A 17,147-nucleotide genomic window follows, 5' to 3' on the forward strand; every position below is an offset into this window, starting at 1 on the left:
TCATGACCCTCTACGGAATGGACATCGAGAGTGGACGGCGCCTCAGCGAAGAGCTCGCCCGGGCCAGTGACCGGCTGACGGCCCTCGGCAGCAGCCTTACCCCCCTGATCCAGGGCTCGCCCTGGAAGGGTGGGGACGCCCGGAAATTCACGGCGGAATGGACCGGCCACAGGACAAAGCTGATCGGTACGGCGCATGCGCTCAAGGCCGCTTCCAATGCTGTCAGGCGCAATGTACAGGAGCAGATTGCGGCCAGCGGCAAGGGATCGGGCGGCGCGCCGGCTTCACATGCACCATCGTTCTTCGACTCGCTGGTGGACTCCGTGACCGGCGCCGCCGGGGACCTGTGGGACACGGCCGGAAACGTCACAGACACTGTCCAGGATGCGGTGGGCGACGCCTGGAACGCCGTTCAGGACGCTGCTCCGCTTCCCATCCGTAACCTGATGGACGCCCAAGGAAATGTCTTCGACCAGACCGGCAACGTGATGGACATGGGCTGGCGGTGGCTAACATCCGGTGAGCCACCCTCCGTCACAGAGCTTGTCTCCAACGGCCTGCTGGTGGCCGCCGCCGTGGACAACCTGCGCGCCACCGCCTACGCCTTGGGTTTGTCCAACCCGCACCTGTTTGACGATGGCCGGCCGGTCGCCGGGGACCCCATCGCAGTTGGCGTCGGAGATCCCGGGAGCCTGGACGCCAATGGCCGGGGCAATACGCCCGTTCCGGCCGCCATCAGCGATGTCCTGGCCACAACCAACCTGGCCTACGGCGACCAGGGCAAACCCGGCACCGAGGACACCGGGGTCCGGATCACCAGGATCGAGAAGCCAGGCGAGCCGCCCGCGTACATTGTCAGCATCCCCGGCACTACCCGGTGGCTGCCCGACGGCGCGGAAAATCCCACCGATCTCACCGGGAACCTGGAACTGGCCGGCGGCAACCTGTCCACCGCGGCCGAGGCTGTAAGGCTGGCCATGGAGAACGCAGGCATTCCCGAAGGCGCACCGGTGATGCTCTCCGGGCACTCCCAAGGCGGAATGATCGCTGCGGCACTCGCTTCCGACGGCGCGTTCACGGACCGCTTCAACGTCACCAACGTCGTCACGTTCGGTTCGCCCGTGGATTCGACGCCCATCCCGCCGTCCATCGATGTCCTGGCCCTGCAGCATGCCGGAGATCCCGTACCGCAAGTGGACCTGGCAGACGCCACCGCATGGCCGGGCGGGATCGTCTCCACCACCCAGGACAACGGGGCCACCATTGTGACGATGCCAAACCCCGCCGGCGACCCAGGCATCGCGGGCATCAACTATCACGACGGCTCCGCCTACGTGGAGTCCACCGGGAACCACGAGGCCGGCGGGCCCATTGCCCAGTACAGTCAACAGCAATCAACCCAAAGATTCCTGACCTCGGATGCCGGCCAGGTGACCGCAACGGTGTCCAATATTTCCCGAAAGCAGTGATGATGCGCCGACTCGTAGCCCTCGCCGGAACGCTGGCATCCTTATCTTTGATCGTCCTGGGCCTCTCGGCGTGCATGGTGAAAGGCGCGACGGATGCTGAGAGCCTGAAATCCGCCCTGGAGGAAGCTGCGATGTCAGTTCCGGGGGTGGCATCGGCCCAGGTCCACGTGAACATGAACACGTCGGGAAACTTCATCACCGCGAAGCTTGTGGGGACTGACAGCGACGAGGCAGCGCTGGCTCAGGCTTTGGACGGAGCCCTGCCGGCGATGCTTGAGAAAACGGAAGACCTCCAGTCGGGCACCTTCTCGACCAGCATTTTCTCACCGGACGATGCCGTCTCGGTGGGGGCAGATGCACTCGGCTACCCCGGGGGCAGTTCGCTGACCGATTTCCGCGAATTCTTCCTCAACCGGTCCTGATTCCACGCGCAGACGCAGAAGAACGCAGTTCCTGGCGGTGCCGGTGCACCCGCTGGGCGATCACCAGCCCTGCAGCGGCAACACCCACCGTGACGGGGTAGCCCATCAGCCGTTCCAGCGTGCCAGGCTCCGGGACGTCCAGCCGGGTCAGCCCTGCGGTGACCAGCGCTGCAGACGATACCACCCCGCAGGCCAGGATGAACCAGGCCAGCGGGGTTTTGTGCAGCCAGAGCAGGCCCAGGACCAGCAGGGCCAGTGCACCGGCGACGAAGTACATCACGGCGCCCACGAAGTGCCAGCCCGAGCCCACGTCTTCGGGCACGAGGCCCACCAGCACCGTACCCGCTCCGGCGGTCCCGGTCAGGACGCGCACCGCTCCGGCGGCGAGCCACGGCTTCCTGCGGGCAGGCCGGACCGGTGCTCCGGCTTTGGCTGCCACGCACAACAGGCCGGTGCTGAGCAGCAGCGCTCCGAGGAGCATTCCGAGCCCCTGGACCACAAACGAGGCATTCATCAGCCAGTTCAGGGGCGAGCACACCTCCCGGCCATCGTAGATCCCGCAGTAGATGGCTCCCAGGTCACTGATATAGCCGGTGCGCAGGTCGTAGGGACGCGGGCCGGCCCAGGCTGCAATCACCGCCGCCTCCGCGGCGAAGTACTGCAGCACGCTCAGGACGGACCACGCGCCGATGTACTGCCGGGTGGAGGTGGTATCGGGAATAAACGCCACCGCGGACGCAGCGGACGGGGCTGATCTCATGCCAAGAGCGTAGTACGGGCGCGCACCTTGTATGCTGGTATCCGTGTCCGGACGGACCGGCCCTGCCGGATCATCGGGAAACACGCCCTCGTAGCTCAGTGGATAGAGCACGGCTCTCCTAAAGCCGGTGTCGTTGGTTCGATTCCAATCGAGGGCACTTGAACTTGTCCGTCCAGGAGTTTGACCTCCGCACGTACCTGCTGGGTCCCGCCATGGGTACCGGGCGGCCTGGGACCTGGGCTGTGGAGCGGCAGTTGCTGGACCGGGCAACAGGCACCCATGGAACCTTTTCCGGCGTCGTGCAGTTTTCCCCCACGGACGACGGCGGCCTGGCCTTCCGCGAGGAAGGCACCGTGCGCTGGCCCACCTTCACCGGTCCCGCCTTCCGGGAATACCTCCTCAGGCCTTCTGCCGACACAAGTGCCCTGGACGTGTTCTTCGCCGACGGCCGCCCTTTCCACCGGATGAGCTTCGCTCCGGCGGCCAGCCACGACGCCCACTGGTGCGATCCGGACACTTACCGCGTGAGCTACACCTTCCAGGGCCCGGACCGGTTCGGCTACACCTGGGATGTCAGCGGACCGCGCAAAAACCTGCTGCTCACCTCGCGGCTGCACAGGATGCCGGGCGGACGGCTAGGCTCTGAACCGTGAAAGCCCGCATTGTTGTCTCCGCCGTCTGTGTCTTTGATGACGCCGGGCGCCTCCTGACCGTCCGCAAGCGCGGCACCGGGATGTTCATGCACCCCGGCGGCAAGCCGGAGGCCGGCGAATCGGCCGTGGAGGCCGCAGCCCGTGAACTCAGCGAAGAAGTGGGGATCGTGCTGCAGCCGGCGGAGCTGGAGCTGATGGGCGTCTGGATCGCCGCCGCCGCCAACGAGGCCGCCACGGACATCGAGGCAACGGTGTTCAGGGCCCCGGGGACCTGGACGGCGCATCCCTCCGCCGAAATCGAGGAGATCCGTTGGCTGGACCTGGCCGCACTGGCCAGGAGTGCGGCGCTTCCCGCGGACCTGGCGCCGCTCCTGACGGACCATATCCTGCCGGAGCTCGCTGCCTCCCGACGCTGAGCCTGCGTCAGTACTCCGGGACGGCTTCCTCAGCCACGGCCGTGGCCTCAGCGAACTGGGTGCGGTACAGCTCGGCGTAGCGGCCCTCAGCTGCGAGCAGTTCGGTGTGCGAGCCGCGCTCCACGATCTGCCCGTCCTCCACCACCAGGATGACGTCGGCGGCGCGGATGGTGGACAGCCGGTGGGCAATCACGACGGCGGTGCGCCCCTCGAGCGCCGCGCCGAGGGCTGCCTGGACGGCGGCTTCGTTCGTGGAATCGAGTGCGGCCGTTGCCTCATCCAGGATCACCACGCGGGGCTGGGAGATCAGCAGCCGGGCGATGGTGAGCCGTTGGCGTTCACCTCCTGAGAGCCGGTAGCCGCGCTCCCCCACCACGGTGTCCAGGCCGTCAGGCAGGGACCGGATCATGGTTTCCAGGCGGGCTTGCCGGATGGCGTCCCACATGTCGTCCTCGGTGGCATCCGGCCGGGCGAGCCGGAGGTTGGAGGCGATCGACTCGTGGAAGAGGTGGCCGTCCTGGGTGACCATGCCCAGGGTGTCCCGCAGCGAATCGAAGGTGACATCCCGGACGTCCATCCCCGATTTAGGCAGGACCCCGCCGAGCCGCACTGCCCCGGAGTCGACGTCGTACAGGCGTGACAGGAGCTGGGCAATGGTGGATTTACCGGCGCCGGATGACCCCACGAGTGCCACCGTCTGCCCCGGTTCAACCCGGAAGCTGATGCCGTGCAGCACTTCCTCGCCGCCCCGGGTGTCCAGCGTGGAGACTTCCTCCAGCGAAGCGAGTGAGACCTTGTCCGCGGACGGGTAGGCGAAGCGGACGTTGTCGAATTCCACGGATACCGGGCCGCGCGGCACGGCTTCTGCATCCGGCTTCTGCTGGATCAAAGGTTTGAGGTCGAGGATTTCAAAGACCCGCTCGAAGCTGACCAGGGCACTCATGATCTCCACGCGTGCGTTGGACAGGGCCGTCAGCGGGGCGTAGAGGCGGGTGAGCAGGAGGGCCAGCACCACGACGTCGCCTGCTGCGAGCTGCCCGCCGATGGCAAGCCAGCCGCCCAGGCCGTAGACCAGCGCCAGGGCGAGGGCGGAGACGAGGGTGAGTGCGGTGACAAACGTGAACTGCAGCATGGCCGTGCGGACGCCGATGTCGCGGACGCGGCCAGCCCGGACCGCGAATTCCCGGGATTCCTCGTCCGGCCTGCCGAACAGCTTGACCAGGGTGGCGCCCGGCGCGGAGAAGCGCTCGGTCATCTGGGTGCCCATGGCTGCGTTGTGCTCGGCCGCTTCTCGCCGGAGGTCCGCGAGGCGGGACCCCATCCGGCGGGCGGGGATCAGGAAGATCGGGAGCAGGATCATGGCCAGCACGGTGACCTGCCAGGAGGTTCCCAGCATCACGATCAGCGTCAGGACCAGGGCCACCACGTTGCTGACCACACCGGACAAGGTGCCGGCAAAGGCGGATTGGGCCCCGATGACGTCGTTGTTGAGGCGGCTGACGAGGGCACCGGTGCGGGTCCGGGTAAAGAACGCGATGGGCATTTTCTGCACATGGTCAAAGACCCTCGTGCGGAGGTCCACAATGACGCCTTCGCCGATGTTAGAGGACAGCCACCGGCTGACCAGCCCCACGCCGGCTTCGGCCACGGCGACCACCGCGATCAGCAATGCCAGCCGGATCACCTGGTCGGCGCCGGCCTTGGCAACGATGGCGTCCACCACCTGGCCGGCCAGGACGGGCGTTGCCACGGCCAGGAACGCCATCACGACGGACAGCGCCACGAATGCGATCAGTTTTGTCCGGTGCGGCCGGGCGAAGCCCAGGACCCGCTTCAGGGTGGCCTTGGAGAAGGGCTTGGAGCCGTTCTTGGCCCGGGAAATGTTGTAGAGGGAGTGCCAGGCGACGCCATCCATGCTCATCGCGGCTGCTCCGTTGCGGTCATCAATTCAGTTACCATCCCATTTTCAACATTCCAGCGGACATCGAGCTCGACGTTTTCGAGCAGTCTCCGGTCATGGGTTACTAACAGCAAAGCGCCGTCATAACTTCCCAGGGCCTCTTCCAGCTGCTCAATGGCGGGCAGGTCAAGGTGGTTGGTGGGCTCGTCCAGGACCAGCAGGTTGACCCCGCGTGCCTGCAGCAGTGCCAACGCTGCCCGGGTGCGCTCCCCGGGCGAGAGCGAATCGACCGGACGCGCAGTGTGGTCAGCCTTCAGGCCGAACTTGGCCAGCAGGGTTCGGACTTCTGCGGGCGTCAGGTCAGTGAGGACGGCTTCGACGGCGTCCCCCAGGCTGAGGTGCCCGGCCAGCAGGCCGCGGGCCTGGTCGATTTCGCCAATGGCCACGGAGGCGCCCATGGCCGCATTTCCGGAGTCAGGCTCCTGGACGCCCAGCAGCAGGCGGAGCAATGTTGATTTTCCCGCCCCGTTGGGGCCGGTGATGCCGATCCGCTCCCCCGCGTTGAGCTGAAGGTTGACCGGGCCAAGCGTGAAGTTTCCCTGCGTCACGACGGCGTCACGCAGCGTTGCCACGACGGCGCTGGATCGCGGAGCCTGGCCGATGGTGAACTGCAGCTGCCATTCCTTCCGCGGTTCCTCCACGACGTCCAGCCGGGCGATCCTGGATTCCATCTGCCGGACCTTCTGCGCCTGCTTCTCTGAGGATTCGGTGCTGGCGGCCCGGCGGATCTTGTCGTTGTCCGGGCTCTTTTTCATGGCGTTCCGTACGCCCTGTGAGCTCCATTCGCGCTGGGTGCGCGCCCGGGAGACGAGGTCAGCCTTGGTGGAAGCGAACTCCTCGAACTTTTCGCGGGCGTGCCGGCGCGCAACGGCGCGCCCTTCAAGGAATGCCTCGTAGCCGCCGTCGTACACGGCCACGGAATTCTGGGCGAGGTCCAGCTCCACGATGGTGGTCACGCAGCGGGCCAGGAACTCCCGGTCATGGGACACCAGGACGACACCACCGCGCAGGCCCTGGACAAAGGCCTCCAGTTTGGCCAGGCCGGCGAGGTCAAGATCGTTGGTGGGCTCGTCCAGCAGGACGATGTCGAAGCGGCTGAGCAGCAATGCAGCCAGGGCCACACGGGCAGCCTGGCCGCCGGACAGCCCTGTCATAGGTGCGTCGGCACCGGTCTCCAGTCCGAGATCGGCAAGAACCGCCGGAATGCGTTCATCGAGGTCGGCGGCCCCGGAAGCCATCCAGCGGTCAAAGGCCAGGGAGTAGGCGTCGTCGGCGCCGGGAGCGCCCGAGCCCAGCGCCTCGGCGGTGGACTCCATCTCGGCGGTGGCGTGAGCGCAGCCGGTCCGGCGTGCGATGTAGCCGGCCACCGTCTCCCCCGCCACGCGTTCGTGTTCCTGGGGCAGCCATCCCACGAAGGCGTCCGAAGGCGCAAGGCTCACGGTGCCGCCCTGTGGTTCGTCCACACCGGCCAGCAACCGTAGCAGCGTGGACTTGCCGGCTCCGTTGGCACCCACCACGCCCACCACGTCGCCCGGCGCCACGGTGAGGGACAGCTTCGAGAAGAGGGTGCGGTGGTCGTGGCCACCGGAAAGGTCTTTGGCAACAAGGGTTGCAGTCATGGTTTGGGTCTTTCCTCTCACTGCCGCCGGGCTGGAGGAGCCGCGTGAATCCGCCTGGAATGCGGGTATTCCCGCAGCTCGGCGCTCCGCAAAGTGCCGGGGCACTAAAGAGCCCGCCGGTCCGGACTTGGGGGGTGTACGGACCAACGGGCTCGACCATCAAGCATAGTCGACTCTTCACGCCGCACCAAACCGCACCCCGGATTCAGGCTAAAATCAAGTCAATCATCCGTTCTGCAGAGAGCCCTTAATGCCCATTTCCGCCAAGGTGTTCCAACGCTGGCTGCAAGGGATCGCCCCGGATACCAGCACCTCAGACATCTGCCGGGTCTCCGGAATCAAGCGGACCACCCTGGCGCAGCAACTGGTCCGCGGCAAGGTGGCGGAGTCAACCGTGGTGAGCATCAGCCGCGCCTACAACGTTAATCCGCTCTCTGCCCTGGCTGCTTTTGATGCCTACAGTTCCCTGGCGGAACTGGCCCCGCAGCCCACCAGGTCCGAACTGGTCAGCCAGATCGCCACACCGGACCTCTTGCGGGCGCTGCTGGCGCGCTCAGTCGGCGCACCGTCCGGAGCGCCGGCTCTGGAAGTGCCCGGGACGGACGCGCCGGCCCTGGAGCCGCCCCCGCATGCCACCTCGGTCAAGAACTGGGTGGAGGCAATCGACGACGGCGAGCTGCGGCACCGTGTCTCCGAGGCCACCGGAATCGCCCCGCAGAACTATTCGGCCCAGCTGACCGCGAACCGGCTGGCACCCGAACTGGCGGTGGCCACTTCCCTGGCCGCCGGCGTCGGACCGGCCAACGGCCTGGTGGCCACGGGCCTGGTCACGGAGGCCGAGGCAGGCTGGGCACCCGGAGCCCGCCAGGACGCCCTGGTCAGCCTCTCCGACGGAGAGCTGACCACACTGGCCGGAGAGCGGCTTCAGGCCCTCGGCCGGGCCCTGCGCCGGCACGAACATGACCAGGAACAAACCGAAAAAATCTGGGAGAACCTGGGATGATCGCAATTCTTCAGTGGTCAACACTGGCCGTCTGCGTTGTGGTGGCGGCAGCCCGTGTGCCCAGCGCCGTCCGGGGGCAGAACCGCTCCCTTTTCTACATCTTCGCGCTGATGGCCCTGGCCATCCTCCTCAGCATCGAGGGTCCCTATCTCGTCATCGACCAGGCTATGGGCGGAGTCAACGCAGCCAACCTCCTGCTCCGCTTCGTCATCTTCGCCGCCATCTACTTCGTAGGCATCCGGATCACCAAGGGGTTCGATGCCGCCGACGGCTACCGGCTGATCACCGGGCGGATCGGCATGTCCGTACTGGGGCTGGTCTCGCTGGTGGTGGTGGCTGTGTTCCTGATGATGGATACGGCAGGCTCTTCGGCAGGCCTAAGCGCACTGTCCGCCGCTGACGGGCCCAATGAGGTGCTCGTGGAGTACTACGCTGCCGCCGGGCGCGCCTACCCGGCCTATGTAGCACTGGTTCTGCTGCCCGCAATGTGCCGCGCCTGCCGAAGCACCCTCCCCCGGCTGGTCCGGCTGGCGGCCCTCCTGCTGGCCATCGGCTCGGTTGCCATTGGCCTGAGCCTGCTGTTTCCCCTGATCCCCCCGGAGATGGGTTCCATCCAGTTTGTGATCAATTACACGGCGGTGCTCTGTTTTGTGGTTGGTCTGGCTCTGATCTGGGCCGCAAGGGTGCGGTACGGGGGCAAAATGGCGACCCGGCGGACTTCTACCGAAAAGTAACATCCTCTGCATTTCACAAAATCATTAGATGTGGCACAATCATGAATGTGTGAAGGTCGGTGCCGGTGTTTACGAACGGGGATAACTTCTTGGACGCCGGGCCTGTTGATCCTTTGCACGCATTGGGGGGATGAGTGGTGGCGGGCCGTTGGGGACCGCCCCCACTCAGCCTGTTTAAAGCCCATACCGCGCTTGAGGCCCATACGGCGGACGGTTGCCGGGTGACCCTTTCAGCGGGTCGCCACTGAGCCAAGTTCCTGCCGGACCAGCGGCAACACTTCGGTGCCCAGCAGCTCAATCGATTCCAACACCAGCTTCTGCGGAACCGACGAGAAGTCGAGTTGAAAGATCTGCCTGTCGTGGTGGAGGTGGCCGTGCATCCGGATGATCTTTTCCGCCACCTGCTCGGGATTCCCCACGAACAGGGCGCCGCCCGGTGCTGATTCCATGTTGTAGGTGACTCCGCTGGGTGTGGGGAAACCGCGCTCCGCCGCGAGCCGGCGCATGGAGTCGGTCCAGTACGGCCGGAAAGCGTCCTTGGCCCGGCTGGCGGCGGCCCGGCTGGCGGCGGCCTGGCCGAGTGCGGCCGGGCCGGAGCCTGCCGAACCGTCCCGCAGGACCAGACCAGGAGTGCTCACCCCGATTTTCAGGCCCGCGTCCCCGAAGCCGTGCCCCGCGGCGGTCCTCCGGTAGAGCGCGGCGTGGCTCTCGAAGTTCCGCAGGGATCCGCCCAGGAGGGCATACATGACATTCCGTCCCAAGGTTGCGGCCCGCACGGTTGACTGCGGAGTGCCGCCGGTGGCGATCCAGATATCCAGCTCCGAACGCCCGTCCGGAGCTGGAAAGGGCCGCGGCAGGATCTCCGCGTCGTCGAGCGCGGGCCTGAACCGGCCGTTCCAGGTCACGCGCTCCCCGGCGTTGATCTTCAGCAGCAGGTCCAGCTTCTCCTCGTACAACGCGTCGTAGTCTTCCAACCGGGCCCCGAACAGGGCGTAGGACTCGATGAAACTTCCCCGCCCCGCTGTGAGTTCGGCCCTCCCCTGGCTGATGAGGTCGATCGTGGCGAACTGCTGGAACACCCGCACCGGATCCTCGGTACTGAGGACGGTGACAGCACTGCCCACCTTGATCCGCCTGGTCTGGGCGGCCACGGCTGCGAGCACTGTGGCAGGCGAGGCCACAGAATAGTCCGGCCGGTGATGCTCACCCACACCGAAGTAGTGCAGTCCTACCTCATCCGCCAGCCGGGCCCGCTCCAGGATGTCCAGCGTGTTCTGCGCCGGGGACACGGTGGTGCCATGCACGGGATCCTTGTGGATATCGCCAAAGGTGAAAATTCCAAGTTCCATGCCCTGTGCAAGCTTTGTATGCATACGCATATTCCCGGCCGCGGAAACTACCGTGCAAACCTCAGGGTCACCAGCTGGAAGGGACGCAGCGAGAGCTCCGCGCCAGGGTGGGTTCCAGCCTTGCCGGTGGAAATGCGGACGCCTGGGGCTTCTGTTGCGCGCTCCAGCAGGTCCGTCGCCAGGACGGAAGAGACCGGGAAGTTCGCCGTCACCAACCCCGTGGAACGCTGGCCCCAGGACTCGTAGAGCCGCAGCACAACATCGCCTGAGCCGTCTTCGGCCAGCTTGATGGCCTCGATGACGAGGGCGGGGTTGTCCACGGTGAACAACGGTTCCGCGCCGTGGGCGCCACGCATCATCCGGGGCACGAGGTTGGTGCGGTAGCCCTCCTCCACAGCCTCCGCAATGCCGGCACCGGGCCGAACTGTCACGGTCAGTTCATGCTGGCCGCGGTCCGCCGTCGGGTCCGGAAACTTGGGTGCCCGCAAAAGGGAGAGCCGCACATCCGTGGTGGTCCCGCCGTCGGACTCCCTGATGCTCCGGGTGACGTCGTGGCCGTAGGCGGACGAATTGGAGATCGCGACGCCGTATCCCGGCTCCGCGACGTGGATCCAGCGGTGCGCACAGATTTCGAACTTCGCGGCCTCCCAGGAGGTGTTGACGTGGGTGGGCCGGAAGACGTGGCCGAACTGCGTCTCCGACGCCGATCGGTCCGCCTTGACGTCCAGCGGGAAGCCCAGCTTGAGCAGCTTCTCGTGCTCCTGCCAGTCAACGGCAGTGGTGATGCTCAGGGAATCGCTGCCGGCTTCAAGCATGATCCGCTGGGTCACCGGCGACGAGCCCGCCGTTCGGTTCACCACGATGACGGCGCTGGTGCCGGTGCGCTCGAGGCTGACTGATTGGGCCTCCGTCAGGGGTGTGACGTTCCGGCGGTAGAACTCGTCGATGTCCCAGGCATCCCATTCGTTCGGCGTGTCCCGGTGCAGCTCGAGCAGGTTGCCGCGGGTCCCGGGAGCGATGGCCTCACGGCCGGTGGCATAGTCCGTGAGGGAGGCAAGGAGCCCATCAGAATCCAGCACGGCCCTGATCACACCGTTGTCCAGCACGTAGCCGCCGTCGGCGGCGGTGGCTTGAACGGGTTCCTTGGCGGCTGCCGGTTCGCCCACACCCAGGGCCGGGACGCCGCTCCGTGCATGGGGCGCCGCATTGAGCAGGAAGGTCTGTGATCCTTGACCCAGCAGGGCCGTTGCTGCCTGGCCGATCAGCGTTTCGAGGCCTTCGCTGATGGCGGCGTAGTTACGCTCGGCGTCCTGGTGGACCCAGGCTATGGAACTGCCCGGCAGGATGTCGTGGAACTGGTGCAGCAGCACGAGCCGCCAGAGCCGCTTCAGTTCAGCGCCCGGATACTCGTAGGCGCCGGTGGTGCGGACCGCGGCAGTTGCGCACCAGAGCTCGGCCTCGCGGAGGAGGTGTTCGCTGCGCCGGTTCCCGCGCTTGGTACGGGCCTGGCTGGTGTACGTCCCGCGGTGCAGTTCCAGGTACATCTCGCCTGCCCATACGGGCAGCGCGGTGTACTCCTCCTCCGCCTCGGTGAAGAAGCTCTCGGCGGATCCGATCCTGACCTTGGGTGAGCCCTCGAGGTCCGCGGCGCGGTGGGCGGCTGCCAGCATTTCCCGCGTGGGCCCGCCGCCGCCGTCGCCGTAGCCGAACGGCACCAGGGAGGTGGTACCGCGCCCATGGTCGCGGTAGTTGCGCTCGGCATGGGCGAGCTCGCGCGCGCTCAGCTCCGAGTTGTAGGTGTCCACCGGCGGGAAATGCGTGAAGAGCCGGGTGCCGTCAATGCCTTCCCAATTGAAGGTGTGGTGCGGCATCCGGTTGATCTGGTTCCATGAGATCTTCTGGGTCAGGAACCAGCGGCTGCCTGCGGATTTGACGATCTGCGGCAGGGCTGCGGAATAGCCGAAGGAGTCCGGCAGCCACGCCTCGCGGCATTCGACGCCGAACTCGTCCAGGAAAAAGTTCTTGCCTTCAATGAACTGCCGGGCCATGGCCTCACCGCCGGGCATGTTGGTGTCTGATTCAACCCACATGCCGCCGACGGGAACGAACTGGCCGGCTTTGACCTTCTCCCGGATCCGGCCGAAAAGCTCAGGGTAGAACTCCTTCATCCACGCAAACTGCTGCGCCGAGGAACAGGAGAACACAAAACCCGGGTCCTCATCCATCAGGGCCACCACGTTGGAGAACGTCCGGGCGCATTTGCGGATGGTCTCGCGCACGGGCCAGAGCCAGGCGGAGTCGATATGGGCGTGGCCGGTCGCCACCAGCTGGTGGGCCGAGGCGTACGCCGGCCTGGACAGGACTTCCGCCAGCGCCTCGCGTCCGGCTGCCGCAGTGCCGGCGACGTCGTCAGGATCCATCAGATCCATCATCCGTTCCAGCGAACGGAGGATCTCGTGGCGGCGCGGCAGCTCGGTGGGGAGCTCATGCATCAGGCCGGCGATGGTACGGATGTCCTGCTGGAGCTCCCAGACGGTCTGGTTCAGTTCTGCGATGGCGATGGTGCCAAGCCTGTACTGCGGGGCCGTTCCCGCCGTCGACTTGTCCCCGTACGGCGTGGCGGCGAAAGTCCAACCCTGCGCAACATCAGGGTTTGCTGCCGCTTCAATGTAGAAGTCCACGGACATACCGCTGCCGAGCAGTTTCAGCGGGATGTACTGGTTCCGCGGCGAGATGGCCTTGATGATGGTGCCGTCCGGCCGCCAGGCAATGCCTTCGCACTGGAAGCCCGGGGCTTCGGTGGTGAACCCGATGTCTGCCACAATTTCCACCGCAGTGTCCTGGCCCGTGCCCCAGCCCTCAGGGACGTCGCCCTGCAGGCGAAGCCACTTGGTCCCCCAGGGCTTGCCCCAGGCCGCTCCATGTTCCTGTGGCAGGAAGTCGTGCCGCAGTGCCTCCATCACGGAGACAGGCTCGTCCGGCACATCCCAGCTGCTCAGCTTCAGGGGAATGCTGCGGGTGTAGACGGCGGGGTTGATCCGCTCCCGGACAAACCGGTCCAGGCGGACCTCGGTGATCCGGCGGTTGTCATGCAATGTAAGCCCTCTTTAATGCTTGAACTGGAGAATTCACATCCGGACAAACCCGTCCAAACGATGGATAAAATCTACTGGCAAGTAGCCAAATAGCCAAGCTTCACCCGCCATCCCGGGTGCCGGCCTGCGGCCTTTATCCCTGAAGCTCCGCGGAAATCCGGAGGTCCGGCAGGGTAATCCGGCGTTGCCCGGCGTAGATGTTCAGGCTGTGGCCGCGGCTGAACCCGGCGAGCGTGATTCCGCTGGCCTCGGCCAGTTCAACTGCCAGGCTTGACGGCGCGCTGACCGCCGCCAGGACCGGAATGCCGGCCATTGCCGCTTTTTGGACGAGCTCAAATGATGCCCGGCCGGACACCTGAAGGATGAGACCGGAGAGGGGAAGGAGACGTTCGCGCAGCGCCCAGCCCACTACCTTGTCCACTGCGTTATGCCTGCCCACGTCCTCTCGGAGGCACAGGAGCTGCACGCCGCCGTCGTCCTCCACGCGGAAGAGGCCCGCGGCATGAACGCCGCCCGTCACATCGAAAACAGCCTGGGCCTCACGGAGCCGCTCCGGAAGCGAGGCCAGGACGTCCGCCTGAACGGTCAACGGATCCGCGACCGGGCTGAAGTGGGAGGACTTGCGCACGGCATCGATCGAATCCGTGCCGCAGATACCGCATGAACTGGACGTGAAGACGTTCCGGCCCTTTTCCGGGAGCTGCACATCGGGGCGAAGCTGTGCCTCCACGACGTTGAAGGTCTGGACACCGTCCTCGTCCTCGCCGGCGCAGAACCGCAGGGAAACAAGCTGCTCGGCACTCCAGATAATCCCCTCGGACGCCAGGAAACCGGCCACCAGGTCAAAGTCGTCACCGGGTGTCCGCATGGTCACCGAAAAGGACATGCTGCCGAGCCTGATTTCGAGCGGTTCCTCCACGGCGAGCACGTCTTCGCGGTGCCGGACGGGGAATTCGAGGGCATTCGGCGAGCCGTCAAGGACGTACTTGTGGACCTTCCGGCGCTGGGTCACGCGTCCCATCAGCGGCCGGCCGTCCTGCCCGCGGGATTCTGGCTGATGTTACTGGTGTTCCGGCTGGGGGTGTTCATAAGTCAATCATCGCACCACGGACGCCGGCGACGGACGGGGACCGTGGGAACGGGACGGGCAGGGGCGCTCAATCCAGCAGGGCACTCCAGTCCACCGGGCCGGCGGGCTTTGCCTTTTCCTTGCCTGCACCGTCCTTGGCGCCGTTGTCCGTGGCGGAGGCCCGCGGGGCACTCCTGGCGGCCCTGCCCCGTGTTTTTGTGCCCGGCTGTTCCGGGCCAGGCACCGGCGGCCCCCAGGGCAGGGCGAATGCGGGCACCAGTTCGCCGAGCTGCACCCCATGCGGCGGCACCACCATGACGCCGTCGGCCGTAGCCAGCCCGCGCATCATTCCCGGGCCGGTGTGCCGGGCGGGCGAGGCCATGCCATAGAGGAGCCGGAAAGGCATCAGCCGGGTCCGGCCCGGCTCGGGGTCCAGGGTGGTTCCGCACGGGACCTCCTGCACCGGGGGCAGCGGGCCGTGGGCCAGGGCAGCCAGGAGCGGTCCGCCCACCGTTGACAAGGCCATCATGGCTGCCAACGGGTTGCCGGGCAGCCCCAGGACGAACCGCCCATCCGGGAGTTCGGCCAGGACGGCGGGGTGGCCGGGACGCATGGCTATGCCGTCGATGATCAGCCGTCCGCCGAGTTCGGCCACGGCGCGGCGGAGGTGGTCCGTGTCGGAGCGGCCGGTGCCGCCGGTGGTGATGACGACGTCTGCGGGCACGAAGTCATCCGGTACCATCCCGGTCAGGCCCGGTCCGCCCGGCATGATCCGGTCACGGCCGACGTCGGCAGCCGGGGTCGCGGCGTCCGGCACCTCGGGTGCGAGATCCTCCAGACCTGCCAGCCACTCGGCGTAAGAGTCGCCGATTCTTTCCTGCCCGCCGTAGATGCCCCCAAGCATGCCTATGACGGCGGCGAGCTGGGGTCCGAAGGTGTCGCGGACCTGCCCGGGAACGGGCAGTCCTTTGGCCACCACTTCGGACCCGGTCAGGAGCATCTTGACTACCGGTTTGCCCTGGACCAGCAGGTCATCGTGTCCGGCCAGTGCGGCGACAGCCAGATGCGCCGGATTCAGAGCCACACCTGCTTTGACAAGCGCCTCCCCCGCCAACGCCTCCTCGCCCGCCTTCCGGATGTGCTGGCCGTTTTTGGGCTCTCCCGGGCGGGCGGTTCCGCCGGTCAGCAGGAGCGGCAGGCCGTCGTCGTCGGTGCCCAGCACCGAGCTCTCGCTGCGCAGGACTGCTTTGGCGCCCGGCGGAATCAGTCCGCCGGTGACAATGGGGCTTGCCTGGTGCGGAGCCAGCCGCTGGCCGCGCTCCGCGACAATCCATGGGCCGCTGCCGTTGACGGCCCAGCCGTCCATGGCGGAGGACGCATAGTGCGGCATATCGTGCAGTGCTGTGATGTCTTCTGCCAGGACCCTGCCCAGAGCCTGTCCGAGCGGCACCCGTCCAGGGGGAATCGGCGTGGCGGCATCGAAGGCCGCCTTGCGTGCCTCCTCCCACGTATGGGCCAGGTGGTGTGCCGGGGGCTGCTGCGGGTCCGGACGTTCGTCTGCGTCGCCAGGGGCGGCGGTCATTCGACGGGAATCATTCGACGGGCGTCCCTGCGGCTTCAGCGTCGTAGTCTTTGGCCAGCGAGCGGGCCACCTCCATGGCGGAGGACATGGAGACGGCGTCAGTGGCCTGTCCCGATCCGGCAGCCAACCCGGCTGCAAAACCGGCAATGAAAGTGGTCAGCGGAGCGGCCGGGCGCACCACAGAATGCGCGGCCACCCCGGCCAGCGACAGGATCGCGTTGACATCGATCTGGACGTCCTCCAGTTCGTAGGCCTGAAGCAGTGCCCGGCACCACTCGTCCAGTGTCTCGTCCTGGTTTTTCACGCTTTGCCTCCAAAATCATCTGCGTCGGCGTTTTGCTGCGAACCACCAAAGGGTTCCACGCCGGCCACTCCAAGTGCGGCGGCATCGTCCCGGGTATCCACGTCAGCCGTGGAGCCCGCCGGGACGGCGACAAGCTGCACGTCCAGACTAGCAAGGAGTGCCGTGACTGAAGCGTTGGTGAGGCCTCGGCCGGCCGCGAGCACATTCACCGCGTTTTGTAGCGCAAATGTGCTATAAAACGCGACGAGGGGCTGGCGGCGGCCGTCCTCCGAGACAGCAACAAATCCGTCAGGCTGCCCGGCTAAGGCTGTGCCCAGCACCTTCCTGAGCTCTGCCACCGCGAGTTCCACATGAGGCATATCGCAGGCCAACACCAGGGTGAAGGGTGGGCGTTTTCCGCCGACGGCGGCCAGCCGTGCGAGCCCGGCACCGATCGCGGCAGCGGGGCCACCGAAGACGGGTTCCTCCCGGCAGCTGAGCAGCCCTTCAGGCAGTTCCGCGGTGCTTGGACCAACTACGACGGCGGCCCTGGCGGCCCCGGCAGCGGCGGCCGAACGGCGAAGGAGCGTATCGCCGTCGTACGTCAGGCCCTGCTTGGGCACACCTCCCAGCCGGGACGAACGGCCGCCGGCCAGGATGACGGCATCAAAGTCCAGGGGGTCAGGATCCACAGTTCCAGCCTAACCGTGCAGCCACGCCGCGGCACACCCGG

The 17,147-nt window shown here is 66.6% G+C and carries 15 protein-coding genes and 1 tRNA gene; 7 read left to right on the forward strand and 9 right to left on the reverse strand.

Translation table 11 applies throughout. The features are described from left to right. The first annotated feature begins 2 nt into the window (after positions 1 to 2). Positions 3 to 1,469: a PGAP1-like alpha/beta domain-containing protein gene (locus AC1MCA_RS06005; protein WP_479801907.1), complete on the forward strand. Its 1,467-nt coding sequence runs from the start codon at positions 3 to 5 to the stop codon at positions 1,467 to 1,469. Positions 1,470 to 1,471: 2 nt separating this feature from the next. After that, complete coding sequence (locus AC1MCA_RS06010; RefSeq protein ID WP_479801909.1) at positions 1,472 to 1,891, forward strand: hypothetical protein; 420 nt, start codon at positions 1,472 to 1,474, stop codon at positions 1,889 to 1,891. Here AC1MCA_RS06010 and AC1MCA_RS06015 read toward each other — a convergent pair. Then, the gene (locus AC1MCA_RS06015; RefSeq protein WP_479801911.1) at positions 1,878 to 2,651 is read right to left on the reverse strand and encodes a DUF998 domain-containing protein; all 774 of its coding nucleotides are present in this window, start codon (positions 2,649 to 2,651) and stop codon (positions 1,878 to 1,880) included. The two genes, AC1MCA_RS06010 and AC1MCA_RS06015, sit on opposite strands and share 14 nt — an antisense overlap. An 84-nt stretch (positions 2,652 to 2,735) precedes the next feature. On the opposite strand from AC1MCA_RS06015, the gene AC1MCA_RS06020 reads away from it, so the two are divergent. From AC1MCA_RS06020 to AC1MCA_RS06030, 3 genes are all read left to right on the forward strand, one after another. After that, a tRNA-Arg gene (locus tag AC1MCA_RS06020) sits at positions 2,736 to 2,808 on the forward strand. 1 nt (position 2,809) lies between these two features. After that, positions 2,810 to 3,304 (forward strand): DUF6314 family protein, encoded by a 495-nt coding sequence (locus AC1MCA_RS06025; RefSeq protein ID WP_479801913.1) that lies wholly within the window; start codon positions 2,810 to 2,812, stop codon positions 3,302 to 3,304. Further along, entirely contained in the window at positions 3,301 to 3,720 is a 420-nt protein-coding gene (locus AC1MCA_RS06030; RefSeq protein ID WP_479801914.1) for an NUDIX hydrolase, read from the forward strand. The genes AC1MCA_RS06025 and AC1MCA_RS06030 overlap by 4 nt, the downstream gene beginning before the upstream one ends. Before the next feature lie 7 nt (positions 3,721 to 3,727). Here AC1MCA_RS06030 and AC1MCA_RS06035 read toward each other — a convergent pair whose 3' ends face one another. After that, positions 3,728 to 5,641, reverse strand: a complete 1,914-nt coding sequence (locus AC1MCA_RS06035; protein ID WP_479801916.1) for an ABC transporter ATP-binding protein — start codon at positions 5,639 to 5,641, stop codon at positions 3,728 to 3,730. Continuing rightward, entirely contained in the window at positions 5,638 to 7,299 is a 1,662-nt protein-coding gene (locus AC1MCA_RS06040; protein WP_479801917.1) for an ABC-F family ATP-binding cassette domain-containing protein, read from the reverse strand. The genes AC1MCA_RS06035 and AC1MCA_RS06040 overlap by 4 nt, the downstream gene beginning before the upstream one ends. A gap of 250 nt (positions 7,300 to 7,549) precedes the next feature. On the opposite strand from AC1MCA_RS06040, the gene AC1MCA_RS06045 reads away from it, so the two are divergent. Both AC1MCA_RS06045 and AC1MCA_RS06050 read left to right on the forward strand, forming a co-directional pair. Beyond that, positions 7,550 to 8,302 (forward strand): hypothetical protein, encoded by a 753-nt coding sequence (locus tag AC1MCA_RS06045; RefSeq protein WP_479801919.1) that lies wholly within the window; start codon positions 7,550 to 7,552, stop codon positions 8,300 to 8,302. Further along, complete coding sequence (locus AC1MCA_RS06050) at positions 8,299 to 9,036, forward strand: hypothetical protein (RefSeq protein WP_479801920.1); 738 nt, start codon at positions 8,299 to 8,301, stop codon at positions 9,034 to 9,036. The genes AC1MCA_RS06045 and AC1MCA_RS06050 overlap by 4 nt, the downstream gene beginning before the upstream one ends. 230 nt (positions 9,037 to 9,266) lie before the next feature. Here the strand turns inward: AC1MCA_RS06050 and AC1MCA_RS06055 are convergent, their stop codons facing one another. From AC1MCA_RS06055 to mobA, 6 genes are all read right to left on the reverse strand, one after another. Then, complete coding sequence (locus AC1MCA_RS06055; protein ID WP_479801922.1) at positions 9,267 to 10,385, reverse strand: LLM class flavin-dependent oxidoreductase; 1,119 nt, start codon at positions 10,383 to 10,385, stop codon at positions 9,267 to 9,269. Positions 10,386 to 10,432: 47 nt separating this feature from the next. Beyond that, a complete protein-coding gene (locus AC1MCA_RS06060) occupies positions 10,433 to 13,480 on the reverse strand; it encodes an alpha-mannosidase (RefSeq protein ID WP_479801924.1) in 3,048 nt (1,015 codons plus the stop codon). Positions 13,481 to 13,613: 133 nt separating this feature from the next. Continuing rightward, the gene (fdhD, locus tag AC1MCA_RS06065) at positions 13,614 to 14,501 is read right to left on the reverse strand and encodes a formate dehydrogenase accessory sulfurtransferase FdhD (protein ID WP_479801926.1); all 888 of its coding nucleotides are present in this window, start codon (positions 14,499 to 14,501) and stop codon (positions 13,614 to 13,616) included. A gap of 136 nt (positions 14,502 to 14,637) precedes the next feature. Next, on the reverse strand, positions 14,638 to 16,131 hold the full coding sequence (locus tag AC1MCA_RS06070) for a molybdopterin molybdotransferase MoeA (RefSeq protein ID WP_479801928.1): 1,494 nt from the start codon (positions 16,129 to 16,131) through the stop codon (positions 14,638 to 14,640). 10 nt (positions 16,132 to 16,141) lie between these two features. Continuing rightward, entirely contained in the window at positions 16,142 to 16,435 is a 294-nt protein-coding gene (locus AC1MCA_RS06075; RefSeq protein ID WP_479801929.1) for a DUF6457 domain-containing protein, read from the reverse strand. Next, positions 16,432 to 17,106 carry a molybdenum cofactor guanylyltransferase gene (mobA, locus tag AC1MCA_RS06080; protein WP_479801931.1) on the reverse strand — a complete coding sequence of 225 codons (675 nt, stop codon included), beginning with the start codon at positions 17,104 to 17,106 and terminating at the stop codon, positions 16,432 to 16,434. The genes AC1MCA_RS06075 and mobA overlap by 4 nt, the downstream gene beginning before the upstream one ends. Between the last annotated feature and the right edge of the window lie 41 nt (positions 17,107 to 17,147).

The organism is Arthrobacter sp. BK1, from assembly GCF_056680055.1.